Source organism: Deltaproteobacteria bacterium IMCC39524 (assembly GCA_029667085.1).
Lineage (GTDB): Bacteria > Desulfobacterota > Desulfuromonadia > Desulfuromonadales > BM103 > M0040.
The window spans coordinates 192,460-217,311 of record JARUHJ010000002.1; the positions used below are offsets into that span (position 1 = coordinate 192,460).

At 52.1% G+C, this 24,852-nt stretch carries 25 protein-coding genes, 6 tRNA genes and 1 riboswitch; of the genes, 25 read left to right on the plus strand and 6 right to left on the minus strand.

Features of this window, described 5'->3' with window-relative positions:
- Window positions 1-131: 131 nt before the first annotated feature.
- Both P9J64_06450 and yedF read right to left on the minus strand, forming a co-directional pair.
- Window positions 132-227 (minus strand) — tRNA-Sec (locus tag P9J64_06450).
- Window positions 228-232: 5 nt separating this feature from the next.
- Window positions 233-817: a sulfurtransferase-like selenium metabolism protein YedF gene (gene yedF / locus P9J64_06455; protein MDG5467966.1), complete on the minus strand. Its 585-nt coding sequence runs from the start codon at window positions 815-817 to the stop codon at window positions 233-235.
- A 174-nt stretch (window positions 818-991) separates the two neighbouring features.
- Between yedF and ispG the strand changes: the two genes are divergently transcribed.
- From ispG to P9J64_06495, 8 genes are all read left to right on the plus strand, one after another.
- Entirely contained in the window at window positions 992-2,056 is a 1,065-nt protein-coding gene (ispG, locus tag P9J64_06460) for a flavodoxin-dependent (E)-4-hydroxy-3-methylbut-2-enyl-diphosphate synthase (protein MDG5467967.1), read from the plus strand.
- Window positions 2,057-2,155: 99 nt separating this feature from the next.
- Window positions 2,156-3,871 carry a proline--tRNA ligase gene (locus tag P9J64_06465; protein MDG5467968.1) on the plus strand — a complete coding sequence of 572 codons (1,716 nt, stop codon included), beginning with the start codon at window positions 2,156-2,158 and terminating at the stop codon, window positions 3,869-3,871.
- Between the two features lie 16 nt (window positions 3,872-3,887).
- Window positions 3,888-5,120, plus strand: coding sequence for a DUF4388 domain-containing protein (locus tag P9J64_06470; protein MDG5467969.1), 1,233 nt, complete (start codon window positions 3,888-3,890; stop codon window positions 5,118-5,120).
- Window positions 5,110-5,847, plus strand: a complete 738-nt coding sequence (gene pyrF / locus P9J64_06475; protein MDG5467970.1) for an orotidine-5'-phosphate decarboxylase — start codon at window positions 5,110-5,112, stop codon at window positions 5,845-5,847. Before P9J64_06470 ends, pyrF begins: the two co-directional genes overlap by 11 nt.
- On the plus strand, window positions 5,816-6,601 hold the full coding sequence (gene rlmB, locus P9J64_06480; protein ID MDG5467971.1) for a 23S rRNA (guanosine(2251)-2'-O)-methyltransferase RlmB: 786 nt from the start codon (window positions 5,816-5,818) through the stop codon (window positions 6,599-6,601). Before pyrF ends, rlmB begins: the two co-directional genes overlap by 32 nt.
- A 220-nt stretch (window positions 6,602-6,821) precedes the next feature.
- Entirely contained in the window at window positions 6,822-7,622 is an 801-nt protein-coding gene (locus P9J64_06485; protein MDG5467972.1) for a VacJ family lipoprotein, read from the plus strand.
- A gap of 2 nt (window positions 7,623-7,624) precedes the next feature.
- The gene (locus tag P9J64_06490) at window positions 7,625-8,236 is read left to right on the plus strand and encodes an ABC transporter substrate-binding protein (GenBank protein MDG5467973.1); all 612 of its coding nucleotides are present in this window, start codon (window positions 7,625-7,627) and stop codon (window positions 8,234-8,236) included.
- Window positions 8,237-8,250: 14 nt separating this feature from the next.
- Complete coding sequence (locus P9J64_06495) at window positions 8,251-10,755, plus strand: MMPL family transporter (protein MDG5467974.1); 2,505 nt, start codon at window positions 8,251-8,253, stop codon at window positions 10,753-10,755.
- Between the two features lie 30 nt (window positions 10,756-10,785).
- Here P9J64_06495 and P9J64_06500 read toward each other — a convergent pair whose 3' ends face one another.
- The 4 genes from P9J64_06500 to P9J64_06515 all read right to left on the minus strand — a co-directional run bounded on the left by P9J64_06500 (window position 10,786) and on the right by P9J64_06515 (window position 13,367).
- A complete protein-coding gene (locus P9J64_06500; protein ID MDG5467975.1) occupies window positions 10,786-11,241 on the minus strand; it encodes a GFA family protein in 456 nt (151 codons plus the stop codon).
- A gap of 33 nt (window positions 11,242-11,274) precedes the next feature.
- Window positions 11,275-12,213 carry a carbon-nitrogen hydrolase family protein gene (locus P9J64_06505; GenBank protein MDG5467976.1) on the minus strand — a complete coding sequence of 313 codons (939 nt, stop codon included), beginning with the start codon at window positions 12,211-12,213 and terminating at the stop codon, window positions 11,275-11,277.
- 119 nt (window positions 12,214-12,332) lie between these two features.
- Window positions 12,333-13,004, minus strand: coding sequence for a TVP38/TMEM64 family protein (locus P9J64_06510; GenBank protein ID MDG5467977.1), 672 nt, complete (start codon window positions 13,002-13,004; stop codon window positions 12,333-12,335).
- 81 nt (window positions 13,005-13,085) lie between these two features.
- Window positions 13,086-13,367, minus strand: a complete 282-nt coding sequence (locus P9J64_06515) for a peptidylprolyl isomerase (GenBank protein MDG5467978.1) — start codon at window positions 13,365-13,367, stop codon at window positions 13,086-13,088.
- A gap of 212 nt (window positions 13,368-13,579) precedes the next feature.
- Window positions 13,580-13,764, plus strand: a riboswitch (cobalamin riboswitch).
- A gap of 130 nt (window positions 13,765-13,894) precedes the next feature.
- Here P9J64_06515 and P9J64_06520 point away from each other — a divergent pair.
- The 17 genes from P9J64_06520 (at window position 13,895) to rplA (ending at window position 24,687) form a co-directional block, all read left to right on the plus strand.
- On the plus strand, window positions 13,895-15,838 hold the full coding sequence (locus tag P9J64_06520) for a TonB-dependent receptor (protein ID MDG5467979.1): 1,944 nt from the start codon (window positions 13,895-13,897) through the stop codon (window positions 15,836-15,838).
- 55 nt (window positions 15,839-15,893) lie between these two features.
- Window positions 15,894-16,778, plus strand: a complete 885-nt coding sequence (locus P9J64_06525; GenBank protein ID MDG5467980.1) for a cobalamin-binding protein — start codon at window positions 15,894-15,896, stop codon at window positions 16,776-16,778.
- A gap of 23 nt (window positions 16,779-16,801) precedes the next feature.
- The gene (locus P9J64_06530; GenBank protein MDG5467981.1) at window positions 16,802-17,800 is read left to right on the plus strand and encodes an iron ABC transporter permease; all 999 of its coding nucleotides are present in this window, start codon (window positions 16,802-16,804) and stop codon (window positions 17,798-17,800) included.
- Window positions 17,797-18,600 (plus strand): heme ABC transporter ATP-binding protein, encoded by an 804-nt coding sequence (locus tag P9J64_06535; protein ID MDG5467982.1) that lies wholly within the window; start codon window positions 17,797-17,799, stop codon window positions 18,598-18,600. Before P9J64_06530 ends, P9J64_06535 begins: the two co-directional genes overlap by 4 nt.
- 12 nt (window positions 18,601-18,612) lie before the next feature.
- Window positions 18,613-19,296 carry an adenine nucleotide alpha hydrolase gene (locus P9J64_06540; GenBank protein MDG5467983.1) on the plus strand — a complete coding sequence of 228 codons (684 nt, stop codon included), beginning with the start codon at window positions 18,613-18,615 and terminating at the stop codon, window positions 19,294-19,296.
- A 2-nt stretch (window positions 19,297-19,298) separates the two neighbouring features.
- Window positions 19,299-20,252 carry a hypothetical protein gene (locus P9J64_06545; protein MDG5467984.1) on the plus strand — a complete coding sequence of 318 codons (954 nt, stop codon included), beginning with the start codon at window positions 19,299-19,301 and terminating at the stop codon, window positions 20,250-20,252.
- Between the two features lie 250 nt (window positions 20,253-20,502).
- Window positions 20,503-20,578, plus strand: a tRNA-Thr gene (locus P9J64_06550).
- 53 nt (window positions 20,579-20,631) lie between these two features.
- Window positions 20,632-20,716: transfer RNA gene (locus P9J64_06555), tRNA-Tyr, on the plus strand.
- A 139-nt stretch (window positions 20,717-20,855) separates the two neighbouring features.
- Window positions 20,856-20,933: transfer RNA gene (locus P9J64_06560), tRNA-Gly, on the plus strand.
- A 37-nt stretch (window positions 20,934-20,970) separates the two neighbouring features.
- Window positions 20,971-21,046, plus strand: a tRNA-Thr gene (locus P9J64_06565).
- A gap of 133 nt (window positions 21,047-21,179) precedes the next feature.
- Window positions 21,180-22,379 (plus strand): elongation factor Tu, encoded by a 1,200-nt coding sequence (gene tuf / locus P9J64_06570; GenBank protein ID MDG5467985.1) that lies wholly within the window; start codon window positions 21,180-21,182, stop codon window positions 22,377-22,379.
- A 72-nt stretch (window positions 22,380-22,451) separates the two neighbouring features.
- Window positions 22,452-22,601, plus strand: coding sequence for a 50S ribosomal protein L33 (rpmG, locus tag P9J64_06575; GenBank protein MDG5467986.1), 150 nt, complete (start codon window positions 22,452-22,454; stop codon window positions 22,599-22,601).
- Window positions 22,602-22,637: 36 nt separating this feature from the next.
- A tRNA-Trp gene (locus P9J64_06580) sits at window positions 22,638-22,714 on the plus strand.
- 38 nt (window positions 22,715-22,752) lie between these two features.
- A complete protein-coding gene (secE, locus tag P9J64_06585; protein ID MDG5467987.1) occupies window positions 22,753-22,938 on the plus strand; it encodes a preprotein translocase subunit SecE in 186 nt (61 codons plus the stop codon).
- A gap of 16 nt (window positions 22,939-22,954) precedes the next feature.
- Window positions 22,955-23,491: a transcription termination/antitermination protein NusG gene (gene nusG / locus P9J64_06590; protein MDG5467988.1), complete on the plus strand. Its 537-nt coding sequence runs from the start codon at window positions 22,955-22,957 to the stop codon at window positions 23,489-23,491.
- 36 nt (window positions 23,492-23,527) lie between these two features.
- Window positions 23,528-23,953, plus strand: a complete 426-nt coding sequence (gene rplK, locus P9J64_06595) for a 50S ribosomal protein L11 (GenBank protein ID MDG5467989.1) — start codon at window positions 23,528-23,530, stop codon at window positions 23,951-23,953.
- Window positions 23,954-23,985: 32 nt separating this feature from the next.
- Complete coding sequence (gene rplA / locus P9J64_06600) at window positions 23,986-24,687, plus strand: 50S ribosomal protein L1 (GenBank protein ID MDG5467990.1); 702 nt, start codon at window positions 23,986-23,988, stop codon at window positions 24,685-24,687.
- Window positions 24,688-24,852: the final 165 nt, after the last annotated feature.

Genomic DNA, 24,852 nt, shown 5'->3' on the forward strand with positions numbered 1-24,852 from the left:
AACCGTTGGCAAGAGTAAATACTCTTCTCATGCAATAGTCTGTTTGAAAGGGAGAGAGAGGTTCGAGGATCTTAAGCTAAGGATGTTTAAATAAAAAAACAGCCCCTGAAAATCAGATGCTGTTTAGTGTTTGGCGGGAGTAGATGGGAATCGAACCCACCAGGGAGGGGATGCCTCCCCCATCGGTTTTGAAGACCGAGCGCGCCACCAGGCTACGAACTACTCCCGTGTTTTAAAGTCTTATGATATTGCTAGCCCCTTCCAGGGCATTGACCAGTTCAAGCATGTTGGAAATTCTGCCGACGGCCAAGGTTTCTTTCACGTTGAAAAATTCCAGGCACAGGCCACACGAAGCAATGTCGACGCCTCTGCTTGCCAGTTCGGCCAGGGGCTCGATCACGTCTGAGCCTCCAACCGTAAGCTTGACGCCGTTGTTGACGAAGTAAATGGCATCGGGTGAGGTGTCCGACTCGATCAGGGTGAAAATAAAGTTCTTCATCAGGATCTGACCGAGTTTGGCGTCGCCGCGGCCCATTTCGTCGGAGGCAATAAAAATGACTGTCAGTCCGGGTTTGGTTGTGCCGACATTGGTTTTTTCAGGTGCCGCGCCAGGAGTCAGGCTGATCTCAAAGGTCGCTTCAGCTTGAATGACGCTCGCTGTGTACCCGAGGCTCTTTGCCAGTCGCTTGACGTTATCTCTGGAGACATCATCATCAACCAGTACTTTAAAAGTACGATCCGGTTGTGCCAGCATCAGCTTGCGGGTCTGTACGACCGGTTGAGGGCATTGCTGCCCGCGACAATCAAGTATTTCCATTCTGCCTCCTTGCAAAGCGACATCATAATAGTTGGATTATGTAATATTGACAAGAGCATTTAAGATTTTCTCACGTTAAATTGTTGCATTCTTGCTGTCAGAGTCAAGTCCGCTTGACTCGGTTTGAAACCGCCTTTAAACTCGCGGACATCTTTTGACAGGGTGATTCATTTTATGAGACGTAGCACGCGTAAAATTCAGGTCGGTTCAGTGGCGGTCGGCGGCGACGCACCGGTTTCGGTGCAGTCGATGTGCAACACCGATACCCGGGATGTGGTGGCGACCTCTGCACAGGTTGAAGCCCTGGCCGCGGCCGGTTGTGAAATCGTGCGCTGCGCCGTTCCTGACGAAGTTGCTGCAGAAGCGCTTGCTTCAATCTGCAAGCAAAGCCGTATCCCCATGATCGCCGATATCCATTTCGATTATCGGCTGGCGCTGATGTCACTGCAAGCCGGAGTGGATGGCTTGCGTTTGAACCCGGGCAATATCGGCGAGCGTTGGAAAGTCGAAGAAGTTGTTAGGGCCTGTGTCGATCGTTCTGTGCCGATTCGTATTGGTGTGAACGCTGGCTCCCTTGAGAAAGAATTGCTCGAGAAGTATGGACATCCAACGGCCGAAGCGATGGTGGAGAGCGCTCTTGGTCACATTCGTATCCTGGAAGAGCTGAATTACCAGGAGATCAAGGTCAGTCTAAAATCCTCCGATGTGCGTCGTACCGTTGCTGCTTACCGCCTGCTCTCTGAACAGGTCGATTATCCTCTGCATATTGGCGTAACTGAAGCCGGCACGACCTGGAGCGGCACGATCAAGAGCGCTGTCGGGCTTGGGGCTCTGCTTTACGATGGTATTGGTGACACTCTGCGGGTGTCTCTGACCGGGGACCCGGTTGAAGAGGTGCGGGTCGGTTGGGAGATTCTCAAGAGTCTTGAACTGCGAGAACGCGGACCGGTCTTCATCAGTTGCCCGACCTGTGGGCGTTGCCAGATTGATCTGATTCAGGTTGCTGAAGAAGTTGAGCAACGTCTGCACGACCTGCCATGCAAAATCAGTATTGCGGTGATGGGCTGCGTGGTGAATGGCCCTGGCGAGGCACGTGAAGCGGACCTTGGAATTGCCGGAGGCAAAGGGCAGGGGCTGCTCTTCCGCAAAGGTGAGGTGATTCGCAAGGTGCCGCAGGCTGAACTTGCCGATGCGCTGGTTGAGGAGGCTTTGCTCCTGGCTGCACAGCAAGGTCATTAAGCCGCCAACATTCCTTGCAATCGCCCAGAAAATAAGCTAATTTCATAGGCCCTTTTCAGTTCCTGGAGGGGGCCATTATATTATTCAAGAGGATATCAAATGCGTTATTCCCAGTATTTTTTGCCGACGTTGAAAGAAACTCCTGGCGACGCCGAAGTCGTCAGTCACCAACTGATGTCCCGTGCAGGCATGATCCGCAAGGTCGCTGCAGGGATCTACGACTACCTGCCGTTGGGTTTAAAGGTCATCCGCAAGGTCGAGAATATCGTCCGCGAAGAGATGAACAAGGCTGGAGCTATCGAACTTTTGATGCCCGCTGTTTGTCCTGCCGATCTTTGGGAACAATCCGGGCGCTGGCAACAGTACGGCAAAGAACTGCTGCGCCTGAAAGACCGCAAAGAGACCGAATTCTGCATTGGACCCACCCACGAAGAGGTGATCACGGAGATCGTGCGTGGCACGGTCAACTCCTACCGTCAATTACCGGTTAACCTTTACCAGATTCAGACCAAGTTCCGTGATGAAGTTCGCCCCCGTTTCGGCCTGATGCGTGGCCGCGAGTTTATTATGAAAGACGCCTACTCTTTTGATGCGACTGATGAAGGTGCCAACGCCAGCTACGAGAAGATGCGCAAGGCTTACTGCCGTATCTTCGAGCGTTGTGGTCTTCAATACCGCATGGTCGAGGCGGACTCAGGAGCCATCGGAGGTTCTTTCAGCCATGAGTTCATGGTGCTGGCCGACACCGGTGAGGACGTGGTGATCAGCTGCGAGTCTTGTGAATACTCGGCCAACATTGAAAAAGCGGTGGTTATCGACAAAGGCGAGATGTCGCAGGTGCCGATGAACGAGGTCGAGCGGGTGGTCACCAAGGGTGCTCACTCGGTGGCTGATGTTTCGGTGATGCTTGAGCTTAAGCCGAGCCAGATCGTTAAAACCATGTTGGTCATCGTTGATGATGAGCCGGTGGCAGTACTGATCCGGGGGGATCATGAACTGAACGAGGCGAAGTTGAAGAATCTGCTTGGTGCTGCGGTCGTTGAGTTGGCGACCCCGGAGCAGATTGCCAAGGCAACAGGCGGACCGGTCGGTTTTTCTGGCCCCATGGGCTTGAAGGTGCCGCTCTATGCTGATAATGCTGTCAAATACATGCGCAACATGGGTGTCGGCGGCAACGAGAAGGATATCCACCTGGAAGGTGTTAACCTGGAACGCGATTTCCAGGTCAAGAAGTTCGCCGATCTGCGTAATGCTGCCGATGGGGATAGCTGCCCGCATTGCGGGGGGCGTTACTCGAACACCCGGGGCATAGAGGTCGGACACATCTTCAAGTTGGGCACCAAATATTCCGAGGCGATGAAGGCGACCTTCCTTGATGCGGACGGCGTGGCCAAAGAGATTATCATGGGCTGTTACGGGATTGGGGTCGGTCGTACGGCCGCGGCCGCCATTGAGCAGAATCATGATGAGAACGGCATTATCTGGCCGATGCCTCTGGCTCCGTTCCAGGTGATCGTCACCATGCTCAATCCGAATGATGAAGAGGTGTTCGCCGCAGGTGAGAAGCTTTACCAGGATCTTCTGGCAGAAGGCGTTGAGGTTCTTCTCGATGACCGAGATGAGCGTCCCGGCAGCAAGTTCAAGGATGCGGATCTGCTCGGTATTCCGCTGCGTGTTAACGTTGGCGCTCGCGGTTTGAAAGAGCAATCCTTTGAGTTTCAGGAAAGACGCGCCGGAGAGCGTGTCATGTTGCCGATCGAAGGTGCTGCCAAAAAAGTCGCTGAACAGGTTCGTGCTGCACTCGCTGCCGAGTAGGAGAGAACAGGGCCCTATGAGTGAACTCCGGATTGAAAAAAGTGGCAAGCTGACGCTGCCCCCCGCTGTTGCGAAAGTGTTGGAAGCTCACCCCCTGCGGTTGTCATCCTATTCTACCAATCACCTTCTGTTGGAAACCACAACCGGTGCTGACAAGGTTTTGATGACCGGACTGCTTGGTGCTGGCGGGATCGTCGACCTTCTCTCTTTCTTTAATATGTTTCGCAAGTCGGGCGTTCTTCATTTCCTCCTTGCCGGTGGTAACAAGACCCTTTGCTTTCAGAATGGTGAGATCGTTTATGCGACGAGCACTTTTCCGGAAGAAGAGATTGGTGAAATCCTCTACAGCCTCGGTAAACTTGACCGCGAAACCCTGCAGGGGGCGCGTCAGTTTGCCAACGGCGAGTTGCCTCTTGGGAAGATCCTGGTTGGCCAGAATGTGATCGACGCCAAGGATCTCTGGGCGGCAATCAAGAACCAGGTTGAAACCATCGTTTATAACCTGTTTGCCTTTCAGGAAGGCTCCTTTGTTTTCGTTGACAAGCCGCTCGCCGAAGATGAGGTGGTCAGCCTCTCCATGAACACCCAGAACCTGATCATGGAGGGCCTGCGCCGGGTTGATGAGCGCGCTCTCTACATGCAGAAGGTCAAATCCCTCGATGCTATTCCGGTGGCGACGGACAATGTCCCCAACGATCTCGATAGCGTCTCGCAGAAGATGGTTGCCATGATTCAGGCCGGTGTCGACAGTGTTAAAGAGCTGCTGCGTCGTTCCGGTTCCGGTGAGTTCGATGCCATAAAGCTGTTGAGCCAGCTGGTGGAGCGCGGTGTCGTCTCCATGGAAGAAGCTCCGACTGTGAAAGTGGAGGGTGTGCTTGGCGAAGTGGTCAATATCTTTAACGGCGTCCTGGTTGCCATGCACAAGGTTGTATCGGCCAAGAACCCGCAATTTCGTGACGAGGTCTCCTGCTTTATGCGTGACCTGCCGCAACCCTTTTCTTATGTCTTCAGGCAAACCACTCTCAAGGACGATGGCTCTGTTGATGGCGGCCGTGTGCTGGCCAACCTCGCCGGCCTTGAAGAAGGTGACAAGCTCCGCCTGCTTTCCGATTCTTTAAGTGAACTGATTTATATGGAGTGTATCGCCGCCCGGCGTGAACTTGGCGCAACCGATTCTGCCGATCTGATTAAACGGGTTCAGGACGTGTCGCAGCGTGTACAGGACTTGATAGGACTACGTGATGACTGATAATGCCAAACAGAAACTGATTTTCGCCCTTGATGTCGATAACCTTGAAGATGCCCGCAGCTGGGTGGAGCAGTTACAAGGCCAGGTCGGTGTTTTTAAAATCGGCAAGCAGCTCTTTACCAAGTGCGGCCCCGAGGTGGTTAACCTGGTGCAAGATGGTGGTGCCGATGTGTTTCTCGACCTGAAGTATCACGACATTCCGAATACCGTGGCCATGGCCGGCCTAGAGGCTTTGCGGCTCGGTGTGAAGATGTTTAACGTCCATGCCCTGGGCGGTTTTGAAATGATGGCGAAGCTGGTGGCCGAGGTGGACAAGGTCTGCCCGCGTGGCAATCCTGATCGGCCGGTTTTACTTGCGGTCACCATATTGACTTCATCGAATGAAGACACCTTGCGCGCTGTCGGCATTGATCGCCCCGTCGAGGTCATGGTGCCAAAGCTGGCCAAACTGGCTAAAGACGCCGGCATGGACGGCGTGGTTGCTTCACCGAAGGAAGTCGGTCTGATCCGCGAGGCCTGCGGCGACGACTTTGCCATCGTGACCCCCGGCGTGCGGCCGACCTTCGCTTCCCAGGATGACCAGAAGCGGGTGACAACCCCTGGTGACGCTCTGCGTGCCGGTGCCGATTACCTGGTCATCGGTCGCCCGATTTCTGCAGCGAGTGATCCTGTGGCCGCGGCGCAGATGATTCTCGATGAAATGCAAGCAGCCCTGGAAGGGTCGTGAAACAGTGAAAGTCGATTATCTTTACGGGATTCACCCGGTACGTGAGGGGCTGCGTGGACGTCGCCAGCCCCTCGAACTCTTTGTGGATGAAAAGCAGGGCGGTCAACGTGTTGAGGAGTTGGTTGAGCTGGCCCGCGAGCGCGGGATTCCGGTCCGCCAACGCCAACGCCAGGACCTGGAACGTCTGGCAGGGCAGTCCCATCATCAGGGTGCGGTCCTTTCCATGCAGCCTTTCCCCTACACCGAACTTGAAGACCTGCTCGAAAGCTGGCAGGCTTCCGGCGATACTGGGTTCTTCCTGCTGCTCGATGGGATTACCGACCCTCACAATCTGGGTGCGATCCTGCGTAATGCCGACGCTGCAGGCTGTCAGGGTGTGGTTGTCACCAAGGACCGCAGTTGTGGAATTACCAACGTGGTTGATCGTGCCTCGGCCGGTGCGGTTGAACACCTGGCGGTCTGCCAGGTGACGAACCTTGCCCGCGCCATGCAACAACTGCAAAAAGCCGGCTTCTGGATCTATGGGCTGGCAGCCGGGGAGGGCGCACAACCGCTCTTCAACACCAACCTCTCAGGAAATATTGCCCTGGTGGTCGGCAGTGAAGGGGACGGCCTGCGGCAACGGACTCGTGAAACCTGTGATGGGCTTCTGGAAATCCCGATGATCGGTGGTGTCTCTTCTCTAAACGCCTCCTCAGCGAGTGCGATTGCCTTATTTGAAGTCGTGCGGCAGAAAAATGCCAATAAAGTTTGATATGGTTTTTGGTGCTTTGTAAAAGAATATGGTCCTTTTTGCTCAGTTTAACGGCGTGGGGTCGCTTCAGGGAAAACGTTGGTGCCAGCCAGCTTTGAACACATCTATACTTTCTCCCGGAACAATAAATTGACACGGTAGCCCATTGGCTTTTTGCTTCACTGTGTATCATGAACGTAATGTCGAACGACAATACACTTGCTAAAGGCGGGAGTGCGTAATGGGAATAATTCCCAGAGGTTCTGTTAAATCATTATTGTTCCTCATCGCCTTGACGGCCTTTTTGTCTGGTTGTGGAGTGCATCATTCACGGAATGATGACCCTGTAAATGACACGGTGCAGAAGGAGGCTCTTGCCGCTCAGCCTTTTGAGGATGAGTTTGACCTTGAAGATGAATTTGAAGACGCGGCCTCGGCAGAGATCATAGACCCTCTGGGCGGTTACAATCGGGTTATGACAGAGGTTAACGACAAGGTCTACTTCTGGCTGCTCAAGCCGACGGCCAGAGGCTATCGTGCTGTGGCACCCGAAGGTGCGCGGCTGGCAGTGGGGCGTTTCTTCCATAATTTGCTGATGCCGGTGCGTTTTGCCAACAACCTGTTACAACTTAAACCAAAGCAGGCGAGCATTGAACTGGCGCGCTTTGTTTTTAATTCGACGGTCGGAATACTAGGTTTTTTTGACCCGGCCGCAAAACACTGCGATTTGCAACCCTACCCGGAAGATTTTGGCCAAACCCTGGGTTATTATGGTGTTGGTAGTGGCTTTCACATCGTGCTGCCACTGCTGGGGCCTTCCAATCTGCGCGACACTATTGGCCTCATTCCTGACCATTTTCTTAACCCGATCAGCTACGTCGAAGATTCTGAGGTGAGGTTGGCCTTGCGTGCCTACAAACAGGTGAACCAGACGTCCTTGCACATCGGTGAATACGAAAGTATGAAAAAAGATGCTGTCGATCTCTATCCTTTCCTCCGGGATAGTTACGAACAGCATAGAAATAAACAGATCGAGGAGTAGCCATGCGATACCTGTTCTCTCTCATGCTTTGCCTGCTGTTGTCTGCCACGCCGTCACTGGCTGAAGACCCGGCGGAGGCGCGTGAACTGATTGAGAGAAAAATTGATGCTGTAATGATGCTCTTGCAGGACAAGTCTTTGGATAAAGCAGGAAGAGACGTACAGATCATTGCGCTTGTTGCCCCGATCTTTGATTATCCAACCATGGCCAAACTGAGCTTGGGCAAAAAACACTGGCCACAGCTTAATCCCGTGGAAAAGTCTGCCTTCTCTGATCTTTTCATTGATCGATTGCAAAAGTCATTCCTTGAAAAGTTGGATATTTATACTGATGAAAAGGTTCTTTATGGAGAGCCTCTCGCAGAGGGTAGAAAAGTCCATGTACCGACGACCCTGGTCTCCAAGGACAGTCGCATCGAGATGCTCTACAAGATGTATCGAACTGCTGAAGGCTGGAAGGTCTACGACGTCGAGATCAGTGGGGTGAGCGTTATTCAGACCTATCGCTCCCAGTTCGACGGTGTCCTCAGTAATGGAACCATAGACGACCTTCTCGAAAAGCTGAAAACTGATGGTGCCTTTACCATCACCGAGCCTGATGAGACTGGATCCTGATCGGAGCGGCAGCAATGTTGAAATTCGTCTACGACAGGCTCATCCTCGTCTATCCTAAAACCGTCTTGCTGGCAATGCTGCTGATGGTCGCCGTCTTGGGTTATGAAGCGCGTAATCTTGAGGTTGACGCCTCTGCAGAAACCCTGATCCTGGAAAATGACAAGGATCTGCAATTCACCCGGTTGGTGGCTGAACGTTACGGCAGCTCCGACTTTCTGGTTATCTCCTACATCCCCAACGAAGACCTCTTTGCCGATGCGGTGCTGGCTGACTTGGCCCGCCTTCGTGATGAACTAGAGGCGCTCGAGGGTGTCGCGTCTGTCCTCTCAATTCTTGATGTACCTCTTCTGGAAAGTCCACCAAGACCCATAAAGGAGCTGGTTGGAGACGTCCAGACTCTGGAATCGCCAACGATTGATAAAGAGCTGGCGCGCCAGGAATTTCAAAACAGTCCAATCTATCGCAACCTCCTGGTCAGTCCTGATTTGCGCACAACTGCACTGCAAGTCAATCTGCGCGATGACCCCCTCTACAAAGAGTTGCTCAAGAGACGTAATGAGCTGCGGCAACGCTCAACGATTGGTTTGTCTTCGGCAGAGGCGACAGAGTTCAGTGAGGTCAAAGCTCGTTTCAAAGCTCACCGTGATGCAATGCGGGCCGAGCAACACCTTAATATTGCTGAAGTCAGAGCTGTTATGGATCAACATCGGGGAACAGCAGATCTTTTTTTGGGCGGCGTCAGTATGATCGCCGACGACCTGATTACTTTCATCAAGAGCGACTTGAAAATCTTTGGTACTGGTGTCATCTGCCTGTTGGCCGTGACCTTGTGGATGGTGTTTCGACAGCGTCGCTGGGTTGTTCTGCCTCTTTTCACTAGCGTCATATCGGTCGTGGCGACCTGTGGTCTGCTTGGAGCTTTTGGCTGGGAAGTTACGGTGATCTCTTCCAATTTTATCTCATTGCAGCTGATCATCACGATGGCGATTACGATCCATCTGATCGTTCGCTACCGTGAGCTTATCTGCAAGAGCCCTGGTGCAAGTCAGCATCAAGTGGTGCTGGAAACGGTCATGTCGATGATCCGGCCCTGTAGCTTTGCGGTTCTTACAACTGTGGCGGGCTTCAGTTCTTTGATTCTGTGTGACATCCTGCCTGTCATAAACTTTGGCTGGATGATGAGTGCCGGTATCTTTGTGTCTCTGCTGTTGACCTTCCTGATATTTCCCACAATGTTGATGCTGCTACCCGAAAAGGTGCCTATCCTCTGCGTTGTGCCTTTTTCCTTTACAAGAGTTCTGGCTCGTTTTACTGAGTCGCATGGCAAAGCGGTTCTGACCCTGAGCCTTCTGCTGTTGATAGGAAGTGTTGTCGGTTCCTCTCGGCTGATCGTGGAGAACAGTTTTATCGATTATTTCAGAGAGTCGACTGAGATCTACCAGGGAATGAAGGTTATCGACGAGGAGCTGGGAGGGACAACGCCTCTTGATGTCATCATCGATTTCGCTGATACAGAAACGCGACCGATCGCAATTATTGAAGATACCTCGGAAGATATCTTTGAGGAGCTAGACGCGGAATTCGAGCTGGCAAAAGACGAAGCCCAGTACTGGTTCACTGCGCAGAGAATGGAGCGCGTTGAAGCGGTTCACGATTACCTTGATTCCCTCCCTGCCTCGGGCAAGGTCCTCTCCTTGGGTACGATGCTGAAGGTTGGACGGAGGATCAACGAGAACAAGGACCTCGACAATTTCAAACTTGCTTTGGTCTACAATGAACTTCCCGAGACCTATCGTAAAATTATCTTGAGTCCCTACGTTTCAGTTGAAAACAATCAGGTGCGTTTTTCCTTGCGGGTAAGAGATTCGGAAAAAAATCTGAGGCGCAACGAGTTGCTGCAAACAATAAAAAAGGATATCTCTCAGGATCTCGGTTTTGAGCCGGAGCGTGTGACGCTCGCTGGGCTGTTGCTATTGTACAACAATATGCTGCAAAGTCTGTTCTCTTCACAGATAAAGACTCTGGGAGCCGTGGTTGCGGCTCTGATGTTGATGTTCCTGGTTCTCTTCCGCTCGCTTAAAATCTCTCTGATTGCGATTATCCCCAACTTGCTCTCTGTTGGAACTGTTTTGGGGTTTATGGGGTGGGTCGGGATTCCCCTCGACATGATGACTATCACCATCGCGGCCATCAGCGTCGGTATCGCTGTCGACGACACCATTCACTACATTCATCGCTTCGAGCTCGAGTACCAAAGCGATGGAGCTTACATTGCAACGATGCACCGTTGCCACGGCAGCATTGGCTACGCCATGTACTACACTTCGGTGGTCATCATTGTAGGATTTTCGATTCTGGTGCTCTCCAATTTCATCCCGAGCATCTACTTCGGCTTGCTGACCGCGTTGGCGATGGTTATCGCCCTGGTCGCTTCTCTCACCCTGCTACCGTGCCTGATCGTCACGTTACGTCCTTTCGGACCGGAAAGAATTGAACCCAAAGCGAGCACGAGCCGTTAATGTTGATGAATCGAGCAGCCTGACAGGACCCTACTCCGGAATTTCTTCACCTGAACCGCCCGCGGCTTCGGGGAGATCCTTGAACTTGGGCAAACCATCCGGCATAGGATGGACGCTCTCCTGGTAGTTCACGTGAAAAGCCGGATTGAAGGCAAACCCTTCCAACAGGGCGGCCGGAATATCAACCAGTCCCATCCCCGGGTGGTCGATAAAAATGTGACCGCCGCAAGTCTTGCACCATTTCCGGTTACTTATCCCTGCTTCGTTGCTGGTCGCTGCGGTCTTGTCGAAGGCACCTATGTTGTCTGCACCCTGAGTGATTTTGAAGCCGTCTGGAGACCAGAGAGTGAAAGCATTTACGGGCCCCGCCGACCAATGCCGGCACGAATCGCAATGGCAATAGGCCATTAACGCGGGTTCTCCTGTAACGCTGAATTGTACAGCACCACAAAAACAACGACCTTTGTATGTTTGTTCCATATTCATGAGCTATCTCCTGCTGTTGATGTGTTGTCCTTCCTAATCTTCGAATTTCACAGGTGATTGTGGTTGGCAATTCACCCGCAGCTGAAAAATATCTGGTCGTGAATAATGCCCGGTCACGTCGAGTGCCCTTTTTGCAGTTCGGGCTTTCTCCAGGTCTATTTCGCAATACAAAATGCCGGTCTCTTTGTGCATTGGTCCTGCAACAATCTCACCGTCAGGTGCAATAACAACGGAGTCGCCTGGGTTCACCCACTCCTCTCTGTCCGGGTAGAGAGTGTCTTTGGCCGGAAAATCTTCAGGCAGGTCGCTGGCGCGGATCAGGTTGCCGCAGCCGACGACCCAGCACCGGCCCTCAAGAGCGATATGTTGCAAACTTCCTGTCCAGTTATCGCCGCTGTCGTAGGTTGGGGCGATGTAGATTTCTACTCCCTGGGCGTACAACGCATAGCGGGCGAGTGGCATGTAGTTCTCCCAGCACAGCAAGGTGCTGATTCGACCTGCAGGCGTTTCGACGGCTTTGAGTCCTGTTGCATCACCAAAACCCCACACCATGCGTTCCGGGTTGGTCGGCATGAGCTTGCGGTGCTTGTTGAGGAGAGAGCCGTCTGCGCCAATCACGACCATGCTATTGTAGAGAGTCGATTGGCTAAGTTGACTGTCTCGTTCTTCGATGCCGCAAACGATGGTGACTTCAAGCTCCTGAGCGGCTTCATAAAGCGGATCCAGGTCGTTCGAATCCATGCTTACGGCGTTGCTCAATAAGTGTTCGTGCAGCTCTTCTGAGAGGCCAAAGTCACCTCCTGGCCTGAGACGCCAGATCCAGGTGGGATAACCGGGGATGAAAGCCTCGGTAAAAACGACAAGGTCGGCATTGTTTGCCGAGGCCTCGTGCACGGATTCAACGGCCTTCGCGATGGTCTTTTCTTTGTCCAGAAAAACGGGGGGTTTTTGAACAATGGCCAGCTTTGTCATTGCTTTTCCTGTTCGAGGGTTTGATGAGGAGTTTTATCTTTTAAGCAACGGTATCACCAATCTCTTACCATTCAAGTTAGTATTACGTTTTTTGGGGGGGCGAAAGTCTTAAGGTCAGGTCATTCGGAGGGAATCTCAGCACTATCTCTACGCTTAAGGTAATGAGCAATCCCGAAACCCAACAGCATAAAAAGTGCCGAGAGAACCACAACCAGAGTGCGATTGTGCGCCCCAGATGCGGCGATACCGCCAAGGAGAACAAAGCCAATCAGCGAGGGCAGGATGCCTATAAATGTGCCGATTGCGTAGTCACGTTGGCGGATTGCGGTCAGGCCGCAGCTAAAGTTCACTGCGTCAAAGGGAAGCATGATCAGACGCATGGTCATAACCGAGATGACACCATTCTGTTTCAGTTTCTCGTTCCAACGACTCATCAGTGGCGTGGAATGGGTTGCGACGATTTCACGACCAAACCAGCGCACCAGAGAAAAGCCAAAGTTGGCGCTGGCGTTCTCCCCGATGATGGTGAAGAGGGTGCCGAGCCAGGGGCCGAATATCAATCCCGAGGCAATGGTTAGGATGGTGGCCGGAAAGAGGATCAAGGGGCGTATGGCGTAGAGGACGATATAGATGAACGCCGCATTAAGAAGTCCAACGTTGTCGAGCCATTCTTGGAGGAGCGAGGGCACGCTGGTCAGAGCAATTCCGGATTGCCACCAAAAGAACAGTGCAAAAAGAAACAGGCTGAGCCAGAGGCCGCCGAAAATGAGCTTGAGCGCAGAATTTTTCAATTGTGTGCAAAACGAGGCACTTCAAAAGGGGCACCCTGAATCAGAGTGCCCCTTTGACATGATCGTGAAAAAAAGTGCCTTTTAGTCGGTCCGGTTGGTGATTTCGATCAGGTGATAGCCGAACTGTGTCTTGACCGGGCCGAGGACCTTGCCCACGTCACCGGAGAAAACCACTTCATCAAATTCTCTAACCATCTGGCCCGGCGAGAACTCACCGAGGGCACCGCCCTGCTTGCCTGACGGGCATTGGGAATGAGTTTTGGCGATCTCGGCGAAATCTTCACCGCCTTCAATCAAGTTTTTGAGGGTGTTGCAGTCGGCTTCGCTGGGAACCAGGATATGTCGTGCACTTGCTCTTGCCATGATAAAACTCCTTCTGCTGTTTGGAATTATGAGTTTATTGGTTTTAGCCGATTTGAGATTTTTTGTCCAATTTCTGTTAATGGGCCGGTGTTTTTATTGGTGCATAGTCAAGAGTTTTCCCCAGTGATATTCGAGACCTTTCCATGGTCAACTTTGGGGTGCATAACAGGCTGCAGAGGGTTCTTGACTTGACGACTGGTGATTGGGTAAAGTGCGAGCACAAAAGTTCAGATGCCGTAAGGCTTAAAAGGAAACCCGGTGCGAATCCGGGACGGGCCCGCCGCTGTAACCGGGGACGAACGTCGCAAGTATGTCACTGACTCATAACGGGTTGGGAAGGCGCGATCAGTAGGACGAACCGGAAGTCAGAAGACCTGTCTGAAAGAAGTTGCGTTGCTGTTTTCGCGGTCAAGGAACAGTTGCCTGAAAATTCGTGGATATTACAGGGAATCCCCGGATCAATTTTTATTGACCGGGGATTTTTTTATTTTCTGCCTCCCCGGTCCCTTGTGTAACAGGAGTTGGAAATGTACAGACGTTTAATGCTGGTTTTGTTGGGTCTGTGGGTCGCTGGATCGGCCTTCGCTGCGGAGGTTGAGCCGTCTACGGTGGTGATGGATGAGGTTGTGGTTACGGCCGGTCGGGTTGTCGAAAAAGTTCAAGATCAAACGATGAGTGTAACAGTGATTGACGCAGAGGAAATCGCTGCTTCACCTGCCCGGGATTTGGGTGACCTGCTCGCTGAAAAAGGGATTGGTTATGTTCAAAAATACCCGGGATCACTAACCACCGTTTCCATCCGTGGGTTCAAAACCAATGCTCAGGCAAGCGATCTTCTCGGTGACTCATTGGTTCTTCTTAACGGCCGCCGTGCGGGAACCGGTAACGTCGCGATGATTATGACTCGTGATATAGAACGTGTTGAAATTGTCCGCGGTCCAGGAGCGGTCCAGTACGGATCTGCTGCGATGGGTGGTGTTATTAATATCATTACTCGTCAGGGCGATGGGCCTGTCAGTGGTGAGGTCTTTGGCTCCCTGGGAAGTTACGACTTTACCGAAGGTGGAGCGCTGCTCTCCGGCGATGCGGGGCGGTTTGATTACTCGGTTGGTTTTGCCCGGTCGACCATGAATGATTATAAAACCGCCAATGGCGATAGATATCGCAATACCGGTTTCGATGCCAAGCAAAGTTATTCGGTAAATCTCGGCTACAGTTTTCTGGATTCCCACCGTTTGGGTGTGATGCTGAACACGACTGAAATTGACAAAACAGGGACACCTAACTATCTGAGTCAAAATGATCTGGATGACTATCGAGATTCGGATTATCAGGCAATCGATGTTTCTTACACGGGTGAAACGGTTGATCGTTCCCTCGCTTGGGAACTGCGTTACTTTGAAACTGACATCGAAGATAAATCTTATGATTTCGGCGGCTACTTTGGTGACTCTCTCTATGAAACAAAGGTTGATCAGAGAGGTGGCCAAGCACAGCTTTCTACTGATCTTGCTTCAGTGCATCTGGTAGCCGGAGTTGATTGGTCTGACTATGAAGTGAAAAGCACTTTTACCCCTAATCGTTCTACGTATGAAAGCATGGCGGGGTTTGCATTAACAAAGAGTCGGTTTCTGGATGATCGCCTGATTGTTGATGTCGGTCTGCGTTATGAGTATTTTGAAGTGGAAGTGACCAGCCCAGATGGTAACAGCGAAGACGATTATAACTTGATTAGTAGTTTTGGCTTGGCCTATTTGCTCAACGACCAATTAAAAGTTCGCGCTCATTACGGGGAAGCCTTCAAAATGCCTGGCGCAGACCAGTTGGCCGCTGACTACCCCTCATACGGACGCATATATGTGGGGAATCCCGATCTTGATTCAGAATCAAGTCGAACATATGAGGCTGGAATTGATTACGTAGACCAAACTTTTAGTGCCAGTCTCGGTTATTTTTACACCCGCTTTAAAGACAAGATTACCACTGTGGATTTAGGCGGTGGCTACTGGAGTTGGGAGAACACCGGTAAAGCCGAGATCAGCGGTGTCGAAGCCGAAGTCTCATCAGATTTTGCCCTGATGGGTCGGGAGGACCTGCGTTTGCAGCCTTACCTGAACTTTACTTACTTTGATCGTTACCGTGACCTTGATAAAGATGAAGACCTTAAATACATGAACGAGATGAACGCTTCTTACGGTGTTGGCGTGAAAATGCCTTACGATCTTTCTGCAAGACTCAATTTTGCTTATCATGGCCGCAAATGGGTCGATGATTGGGAAACTGGTATGGGCGAGGACGTAGAAAAAGGGGGCTTTACTGTTGCCGACCTGAGCCTGAGCAAGGAGCTCTTTGACTCCAGTTGTTCAATCGGTGCGAGCGTTGGCAACCTGTTTGATAAAGATTACGCCTATGTTTTGGGTTACCCGATGCCCGGACGTAATTATCAGGTTAATGTGAGCTACAGGTTCTAATCTGCTTACCGGGCCATCGTCACTTTGTTTTGTGACGATGGCCCATGGTTCCTCTATGAAAAAAGCCTTACTCTTTTTGCTCTTTTCTTTTCTCCTTGTCGGTCCTGCGCAGAGCCGTGAGTTGATTGATCAACTCGGCCGCAAGGTTGAAGTCGCAGAACCTCTGACCCGTGTGGTCTCACTGATTCCAAGTCTTACCGAGACCAGTTACGAGGTCGGCGGGGGCGAGCTGTTGGTGGGCGCGACCCGTTTCGCAACCTTTCCCGCCGCAGCGGCCAAATTGCCGAGAGTTGGCTCTTACATTGCTCTTGATATCGAAAGAATCGTCAAGCTTAAGCCGCAACTCTGTCTGGCGACTAAAGACGGCAACCCGAAGGCTGCCGTTGAAAGGCTTGAGAGCCTCGGCATACCGGTCTATGTGTTTGACCCGAAAAGTCTTGAGGATGTCGTTGATACCGTTGTCCGCCTGGGTGAAATTTACGGCATGGAGGAGCAGGCGGCCGCCCTGGTCTCCGGTTACCAGAGACGTTTGGATAAGGTTGCTCTTCAGCTCGAGGGGGTGAAGGATCGACCCCGGGTCTTTTTTCAGATCGACGCACAACCGATTTTCTCGGCAGGCTCCGATACCTTCCTGCATCAGTTGTTGGTTCGCTCCGGTGCTGTTAACCTTGCTGCTAATCGCAGAGGTTATCCCCGTTACTCCTGGGAGGAGTTGCTGGTTATGAAGCCTGATGTGGTGCTTCTTGCTTCAATGGGAGGCGGCTACTCGGAGCAGGAATTACGCGCGCGTTGGGACGCCTGGCCACAGGTCCCGGCGGTTAAACAGAACCGCTTGCATATTGTCGATGCGGACTTGTTTGATCGCCCTTCACCAAGATTGATCGATGCCCTCGAGTACCTGATTGTGCTGCTTCATCCTGAGCTTGATCAAGCTCAATAACCCGGCAGGCTAGAGCTGTGAAAATGATTGGTTATGTCCCCGTTTATAAAAAACTGATCGCTGTCACCTTGGTTCTCAGCCTGCTGCTCGCCTGTTCCATGTTGTTGGGCTTGGCGGTTGGCTCGTCCGGTGACGCCTCTGCAGCCTGGAAGTTACTGTTCGGTCAAGGTGAGCCTGATCCCACCCTGGAAGTAATTGTCTGGCAATTGCGATGGCCGAGAGTGATCCTGGCGGCGACGGTTGGCGCCTCCCTCTCTCTGGGCGGCCTGGTCTTCCAGGCTCTCTTGCGTAACCCTCTGGCTGAACCTTATATCCTGGGTGTTTCCGGCGGCTCAGCGGTCGGTGCTATTCTCGGCATCCTCGCCGGATTCAGTATCTTCCCCGGGTTAACTTTAAGCTCTTTTGCCGGGTCGTTACTCGTTCTCATGCTGGTGCTGTTGTTGAGTAATCGCAGGGAAGGTAACAGCGATTCCCTGCTGCTCGGTGGTGTCATGGTGAACGCCTTTTGTGGCGCTGTCATCATGTTCCTGATCTCGGTCAGTAAGACCTCCCAGATGCAGAAAATCATTTTCTGGCTGATGGGCGATCTCTCCTCGGTCGGCACTGACACTCTGCCTCTATTGCTCGGGGTTCTGCCCTGCTTTTTGCTGATCTTTCTGCTCGCTCAACCCCTCAACCTGCTCCTGACCGGTCGTGAAAGTGCATCCTCCATGGGTGTTAATGTCGCTGCAATGATGCTGGTCTTGTTGCTGACCGCGTCCCTGATGGTGAGTTTGACGGTTTGTCACTCAGGGCTGATCGGCTTTGTCGGCCTGACGGTTCCCCATATCCTGCGACTGGTTCTGGGTTCGGATCATCGTATCCTTATCCCGGCCTGTATTTTGTCGGGTGCCTCCTATCTCGTGCTTTGCGATCTGTTAGCCAGGAGTCTGCCCAGTCAGGGTGAGATGTCGGTAGGAATTGTGACGGCCCTGGTCGGTGCTCCGCTCTTTATCGGCTTGCTGTGGAGGGGGCGAAAATGAATCTGATCGATATCAAGAACGTCAGTCTTCACTACGGCACCCGGCCGGTTGTAAAGAATGTTTCTGTCAGCGTTGAACAGGGCGAATTCTTTGTCATTATCGGACCGAACGGGGCGGGTAAGACCTCCCTGTTGAAGGCTCTCTCAGGATTACACCCTCTCTCTGCTGGTGATATTGAAATTCGGCAAAGGGCGATCGCAGGGTACGCGAGAAAAGAACTGGCGCGTGCCCTGGCCCTGGTCCCCCAGCAGATCAATGCGGATTTCCCTTTCACCGTTGCAGAAACGGTGCTGATGGGCCGCTATCCTCACCTCGGCTTACTTGCTGTCGAGGGTCGGCAAGACCTGCGGTTGGCTGAACAGGCCATGGAGTTGACAGAGGTCGGCCATCTTGCCAGTCGTCGCCTCGGCCAGCTCAGTGGAGGTGAGCGTCAGCGGGTGATTATTGCCCGGGCGATCTGTCAGCAATCCAAGATCCTGCTACTCGATGAGCCGACGGCTTCCCTTGACCCGGCTCATCAACTGCGGATTATGGACCTCATGGAGCGCTTGCGGCAGCAAGAACAGCTCACAATCGTGATGGTCTCCCACGATCTGAACCTTGCTTCAACCTATGCCGATCGTTTACTTCTGCTCAAGGATGGTGAAGTTGAACAGATTGGTACTCCGCGTCAGGTGCTGACTCAGGAGCAGTTGTCAAAAAGTTACGGTTGCACCTTGCTGGTAGACGAGAACCCTCTGCTCGGCACGCCAAGAGTAAGCCTGGTTTCGGAAAAGATCGCTGCAAAAATCAAAGGATGAAGGGGTTGAGTTATGAACCAGAAAGACAAGCCGAAGGTTGTCGTCTCCTGGAGTAGTGGTAAGGATTGCGCTTTTGCCTTACACCAGGTCAGAACCGAGGAAAGATTCGAAGTGGTTGGTCTCTTGACCACCCTTAATAGCGAAAATGACCGGGTTGCCATGCATGGTGTGCGCAAAGAGTTGTTGCAAAAGCAGATGGTGGCGCTCGGGTTGCCGGCTGAAATGGTTATGTTGCCCATGCCCTGTGATAACGAGACTTACCGGCGTCTTGTCGGTGGCACGATTGAAGTCCTGCGTGAGAGAGGCGTGCAGAATGTCATCTTTGGTGACCTCTTCCTTGAAGATATCCGCCAGTATCGCGAAAAACAGATGCAGGGCAGCGGCCTTGGTGCGATCTTTCCCCTCTGGTTGAGAGATACCAGGCAATTGTCCCGTGACATGGTCGATAGCGGTTTGCGCGCTGTCGTGACCTGTGTTGACCAGAGAGCTCTCTCCGCCGAATTTGTCGGACGTCAGTATGATCATACCTTTCTTGATGATTTGCCTGTTGGCGTTGATCCGTGTGGTGAGAACGGTGAGTTCCATACCTTGGTGATTGATGGGCCGATGTTCTCAAGCGGACTCAATGTAGAGATTGGCGAGAAGGTTACCCATGGAGATTTCACCTTTGCTGATGTCCTGCCGGTTAGAGGCTAGGCGTGGCTCTTACCATCTCCGGGATTACCTGGATCATTAGTTATCGTTGTAACTTGAATTGCCAACACTGCTTCTTTGACGTTAAGGGGCCTCTGAATGTTCTCAGCCATGACCTGGCTCGAGAAGCCCTTAACAGTCTGGAGCAGTCTGAACCGCTGGCCTGGCAACATGTCAGCGGTGGAGAACCCCTTCTCTTTGAGGATGAGTTGCATCGTTTGCTTGAAGTGATTCAGAAGTATGGCAGTAAAACGGTTGGTATCGCAAGCAACGGGTTCTGGGGCGAGACTCAACAGCGCGCGCAACAAACTGTGGAGCAATTGAAGACGCGAGGCGTCAATGGTGTCTGCCTCTCTGCAGATAGCTACCATCAACAACAGGTGCCGATCGCTCACTTGCATACTGCTGCTGGGCAGGTCTCTGTGCAAGGCTTGGGGAAACATTCTTTCGTCGTCTGTTGCTACCCAGAGGGAGATGTGCCGCCGGACAAAGCTGAGGTCTTTGCGATCCCTTTTGCCCCTATCCCGATCAGAAAAATAGGGAAGGGGAGCCCCCTTGCTGTAAAAAATAAAGCGGATCAGGAGCAAAGAATTCCAGAGTCGCCCTGTCGTAATCTCTGTTGCTGCTTGGGAGAGACAAGTCCTTTCGAGCCGCAGATGGTCTGGATTGACCCCTATGGCAATGTGATGATCTGCTACGGTTTAATTATCGGCAACCTTAAGGATCGTAGTCTTGGGGATGTTTTACGTGACTATTCGGTCAGCCAGTCGCCACTGTTGATGGTGTTGGCTGAAGAAGGGCCAGCCGGTCTTTATCATCGAGCTGTGGCCGAAGGGTGTCAGCCGGAGGGGTCTTTTGCCGATGAGTGTGAGCTCTGCTGGCAATCCCGTTATGTTCTTCGTGACGCTTTCCCTGACAGCCTGGGCCCTGATGAATGTTATCCGACTGTGATGAGGTAGTATAAAAGAAAGACAAAAAAGAGCCCTCCAAAAGAAGTGCTTCTCAGTGAAGGATCTGCTTGCCACCGAAAAAGCTCTGTTTGTATGTCCGAATGTTTTTGCAGATTCGTTTTTTGTCGAGAAAGAATGTTTTGTTGTTTGACATAGCTAATTGTTTTCGTTATAACTGCGCACTTGTGGTGTCGCCACCAGAAAGTTGTGAGTTTTTTCTTGCAATTTGCCTGGTGCTGATGTATATAACGCCCCTTGTGCTGGCGTAGCTCAACTGGTAGAGCACCTCACTTGTAATGAGGATGTTGGGGGTTCGATTCCTCTCGCCAGCTCCATTGGGTTGCCGGGGAGCCTGGCTCCCCATAAAACTGAATAAAAGATGTCCCCTGGAGGGGTTCCCGAGTGGCCAAAGGGATCAGACTGTAAATCTGACGTCGTAGACTTCGGAGGTTCGAATCCTCCCCCCTCCACCACTAAGAAAGACTTGCCGGAGAAAAGCAGGACTGTTTAGCGCAGGAGGTTGTGAACCGTAGCGACTGCGAGGATGGGATTGCCGGAATCCACAAAGAAGAATTCATAAGATTTAGGCATAAGCCCAACGAAACGATTTATGCGGGAGTAGCTCAGTTGGCTTAGAGCATCAGCCTTCCAAGCTGAGGGTCGCGGGTTCGAATCCCGTTTCCCGCTCCAATTACCAGGCTGTCTTGAGACAGTGACGATATGATAAGCCCACATAGCTCAGTAGGTAGAGCACATCCTTGGTAAGGATGAGGTCATCGGTTCAAGTCCGATTGTGGGCTCCATTTCGTTGCCAGTTAAAGAGCGAGGCGGTCAACGGTATTTGATTTCGTTTAAAATGGGGCCAGCAGCCACTGTGCTGGCAAAAAAAACAAGAAACATTATTTAAGAACAGGACTAAAGAGGGAGGATAACGCAATGGCAAAAGCCAAGTTTGAGCGGACTAAGCCGCATGTCAACATCGGAACAATCGGTCACGTTGACCACGGCAAGACGACCCTGACAGCAGCAATTACGAACGTGCTTGCTTCGAAGGGCGGCGCAGAGTTCCAGGCGTTCGACCAGATCGACAACGCTCCTGAAGAACGTGAGCGTGGTATCACGATCGCAACGGCACACGTTGAGTACGAGACAGACAACCGTCACTACGCACACGTTGACTGCCCAGGTCACGCTGACTACGTTAAAAACATGATCACTGGTGCTGCACAGATGGACGGTGCGATCCTGGTGGTTTCCGCTGCCGATGGCCCGATGCCTCAGACCCGTGAGCATATCCTGCTCGCTCGTCAGGTTGGTGTCCCCTCAATGGTTGTCTTCCTGAACAAAGCCGACATGGTCGACGACGAAGAATTGATGGAGCTGGTTGAGCTTGAGATCCGTGAGCTGCTCTCCTCCTACGATTTCCCCGGTGATGACATTCCAGTTGTTCCCGGTAGTGCACTGAAAGCGCTCGAGTGTGGTTGTGGCAACGATGGTTGCGCTGCCTGTGAGCCGGTTCTGGAGCTGATGCGTCAAGTTGATGCCTACATCCCCGAGCCTGAGCGTGCCGTTGATCGTCCGTTCCTGATGCCTGTTGAGGACGTGTTCTCAATCTCCGGTCGCGGTACGGTTGCAACCGGTCGTGTTGAGCGCGGCATCATCAAGGTTGGTGAAGAAATCGAAATTGTCGGTATGAAAGAGACGTCCAAGTCTGTTGTTACCGGTGTTGAGATGTTCCGCAAGCTTCTGGACCAAGGTCAGGCTGGTGATAACTGTGGTATCCTTCTGCGCGGTGTTAAGCGCGAAGATATCGAGCGTGGTCAGGTCCTGGCGAAGCCGGGCAGCATCACTCCTCATACCAAGTTCAAGGCAGAAGCCTACATCCTGACCAAGGAAGAGGGCGGCCGTCACACACCTTTCTTCAAGGGCTATCGTCCCCAGTTCTACTTCCGTACCACGGACGTGACTGGTGTTGTCGAGCTTCCTGAAGGCACCGAGATGGTTATGCCTGGTGACAACATTGCTGTTACCGTAGAGCTGATCACTCCGATCGCCATGGATAAAGAGCTTCGCTTCGCAATCCGCGAAGGTGGCCGTACGGTTGGCGCCGGTGTCGTCAGCGAAATTGTCGAGTAGCATCGCTCTTAACTGAATTTTTACAAGATCAGGCGTCCTGTTCTTCAAGAGCAGGACGCCGAGGATTAATCAATGCGTGATATCGTGACTCTTGGTTGTACTGATTGCAAACAGCGCAACTACACGACGACCAAGAACAAGAAGAATACTCCCGACAAGTTGGAGTTCAAGAAGTACTGCCGTTTCTGCCGGAAGCACACGGTCCATCGCGAGACCAAGTAAGGCCGACAGCTAGCGGGTCAGATTGTTTAAGGTTGCAGGCCAGTAGCTCTAATGGCTAGAGCACCGGTCTCCAAAACCGGGTGTTGTAGGTTCGAATCCTACCTGGCCTGCCAATTAACTTTAACGATAATCCTACTAATAGGTTGCGATAGTGAATTTCAAGGTTGGTGAATTTCTCCAGCAGGTCAAAGCGGAGCTGCAAAAGGTCACATGGCCAACCCGTAAGGAAACTTATGGGTCGACGATGGTTGTCATTGTGCTTGTCCTGATGGTTGCGGTTTTCTTGTGGGTCGTTGATACGGCGTTGTCGACAATGATTCAGACCTTGCTCAACTGAGAGACCTGGTGAATCCATGAGCGAGAAGAAGTGGTACGGAGTACATACTTACTCGGGTTACGAGAACAAGGTCAAACTCAACCTTGAAGAACGCATCCGCTCCTTAGGCGCGGAAGAGTTGTTCGGTGAGGTTTTGATCCCCTCGGAGACCGTTGTTGAGCTTAAGAATGGTGAACGAAAAACGTCCACCCGTAAGTTCTTTCCCGGTTATATCCTGGTTCATGTCGAGTTGAACAGTGAGACCTGGCATATCGTTAAGGATACGCCAAAGGTCACCGGTTTTGTGGGCGGTGGAACAACGCCTCCGCCGATCCCGGATGATGAGGTGGCCAAGATTACTGCGCGCATGGAAGAAGGCGTGGAACGGCCCAAGCCGAAAGTCGAGTTTGAAGTTGGTGAAACCGTACGGGTTATCGATGGTCCGTTCCTTAATTTCACCGGCATTGTCGAAGACGTTAAGCCTGATAAGGCGAAGCTCAAGGTTATGGTCAGCATCTTTGGCCGTGTAACCCCCGTTGAGCTCGAGTTTATTCAGGTTGAGAAGACCAGCTGAACCGCTGGTGGAATATAGTTTTTAAGGAGTCATTTCATGGCCAAAAAGGTTGTTGGACAGATAAAATTGCAGATCGCTGCCGGTAAGGCAAACCCTTCACCACCAGTCGGTCCGGCATTGGGTCAGCACGGCGTAAACATCATGGAGTTCTGCAAGGCTTATAATGCCAGAACGCAGGATCAGGACGGCCTGATTATTCCGGTCATCATTACGGTCTATGCTGACCGCTCCTTTACTTTTATTACCAAAACTCCTCCCGCAGCGGTTCTGTTGCTGAAGGCTGCCAAGATTGCCAAAGGGTCTGGTGTGCCGAACAAGGACAAGGTTGGTAAAGTTACCAAGGCTCAGGTTGAGGAAATTGCCAAGCTCAAAATGCCTGACTTGAATGCATATAACATTGAAGGCGCCATGCGTATCATTGAGGGAACTGCCCGCAGCATGGGTCTCGAGGTTGAAGCTTAATTACTACACGCTGAATGCGGAGAATATAGACAATGGCAACTGGAAAACAGATTAAAGCGTCCAAGGAAAAAGTCGACCGAAACAAGAATTACGAGGTTGACGAGGCGTTGGCTCTGGTCAAAGAAACGGCATTCGCCAAATTTGACGAGTCGGTAGACGTGTCAGTCAAGCTCGGCGTTGACCCCCGTAAAGCAGACCAGATGGTGCGTGGTGCCGTTGTTCTGCCGAACGGTCTGGGTAAGACGATCCGTGTCTTGGTCTTTGCCAAGGGCGAAAAAGCTCTGGAAGCTCAGAACGCTGGTGCCGATCATGTTGGTGGTGACGACCTGGTCGACAAGATCAAAGATGGCTGGTTCGATTTTGATACCGCGATTGCTACTCCTGATATGATGGGAACCGTTGGTAAAATCGGCAAGCTTCTCGGCCCTCGTGGCCTGATGCCGAACCCGAAGGTTGGAACTGTTACCTTTGAGGTGAGCCGCGCTGTTGAAGAAGCCAAGTCCGGTAAGGTTGAGTATCGTGTCGAAAAAGCAGGTATCATCCATGCTCCTGTCGGCAAGGCTTCCTTTGACGCTGACAAGCTTAAGGGCAATCTGCTTACTTTGATGGACGCGATTTTTAAAGCCAAGCCGTCTACAGCCAAAGGTACCTATGTGAAGAAGGTTACCATTTCTTCAACAATGGGTCCTGGTGTCAATGTTGACGTGCCCGATCTGCAGGCACTCGTCAAATAATTATGACGTGTTACCGTAGCTGTTTTATGGCTACGTTTGTTACATAAAAGGCAACTCCTGGCCACAGACAGCAGGTACCTTGCGGTTTAATGGTACAGCCACCTGCCGAGGCGAGATGGATGGTGTGCGAGACAATCAGTCTCTTCTTCACCTTCTTGAAGGCTA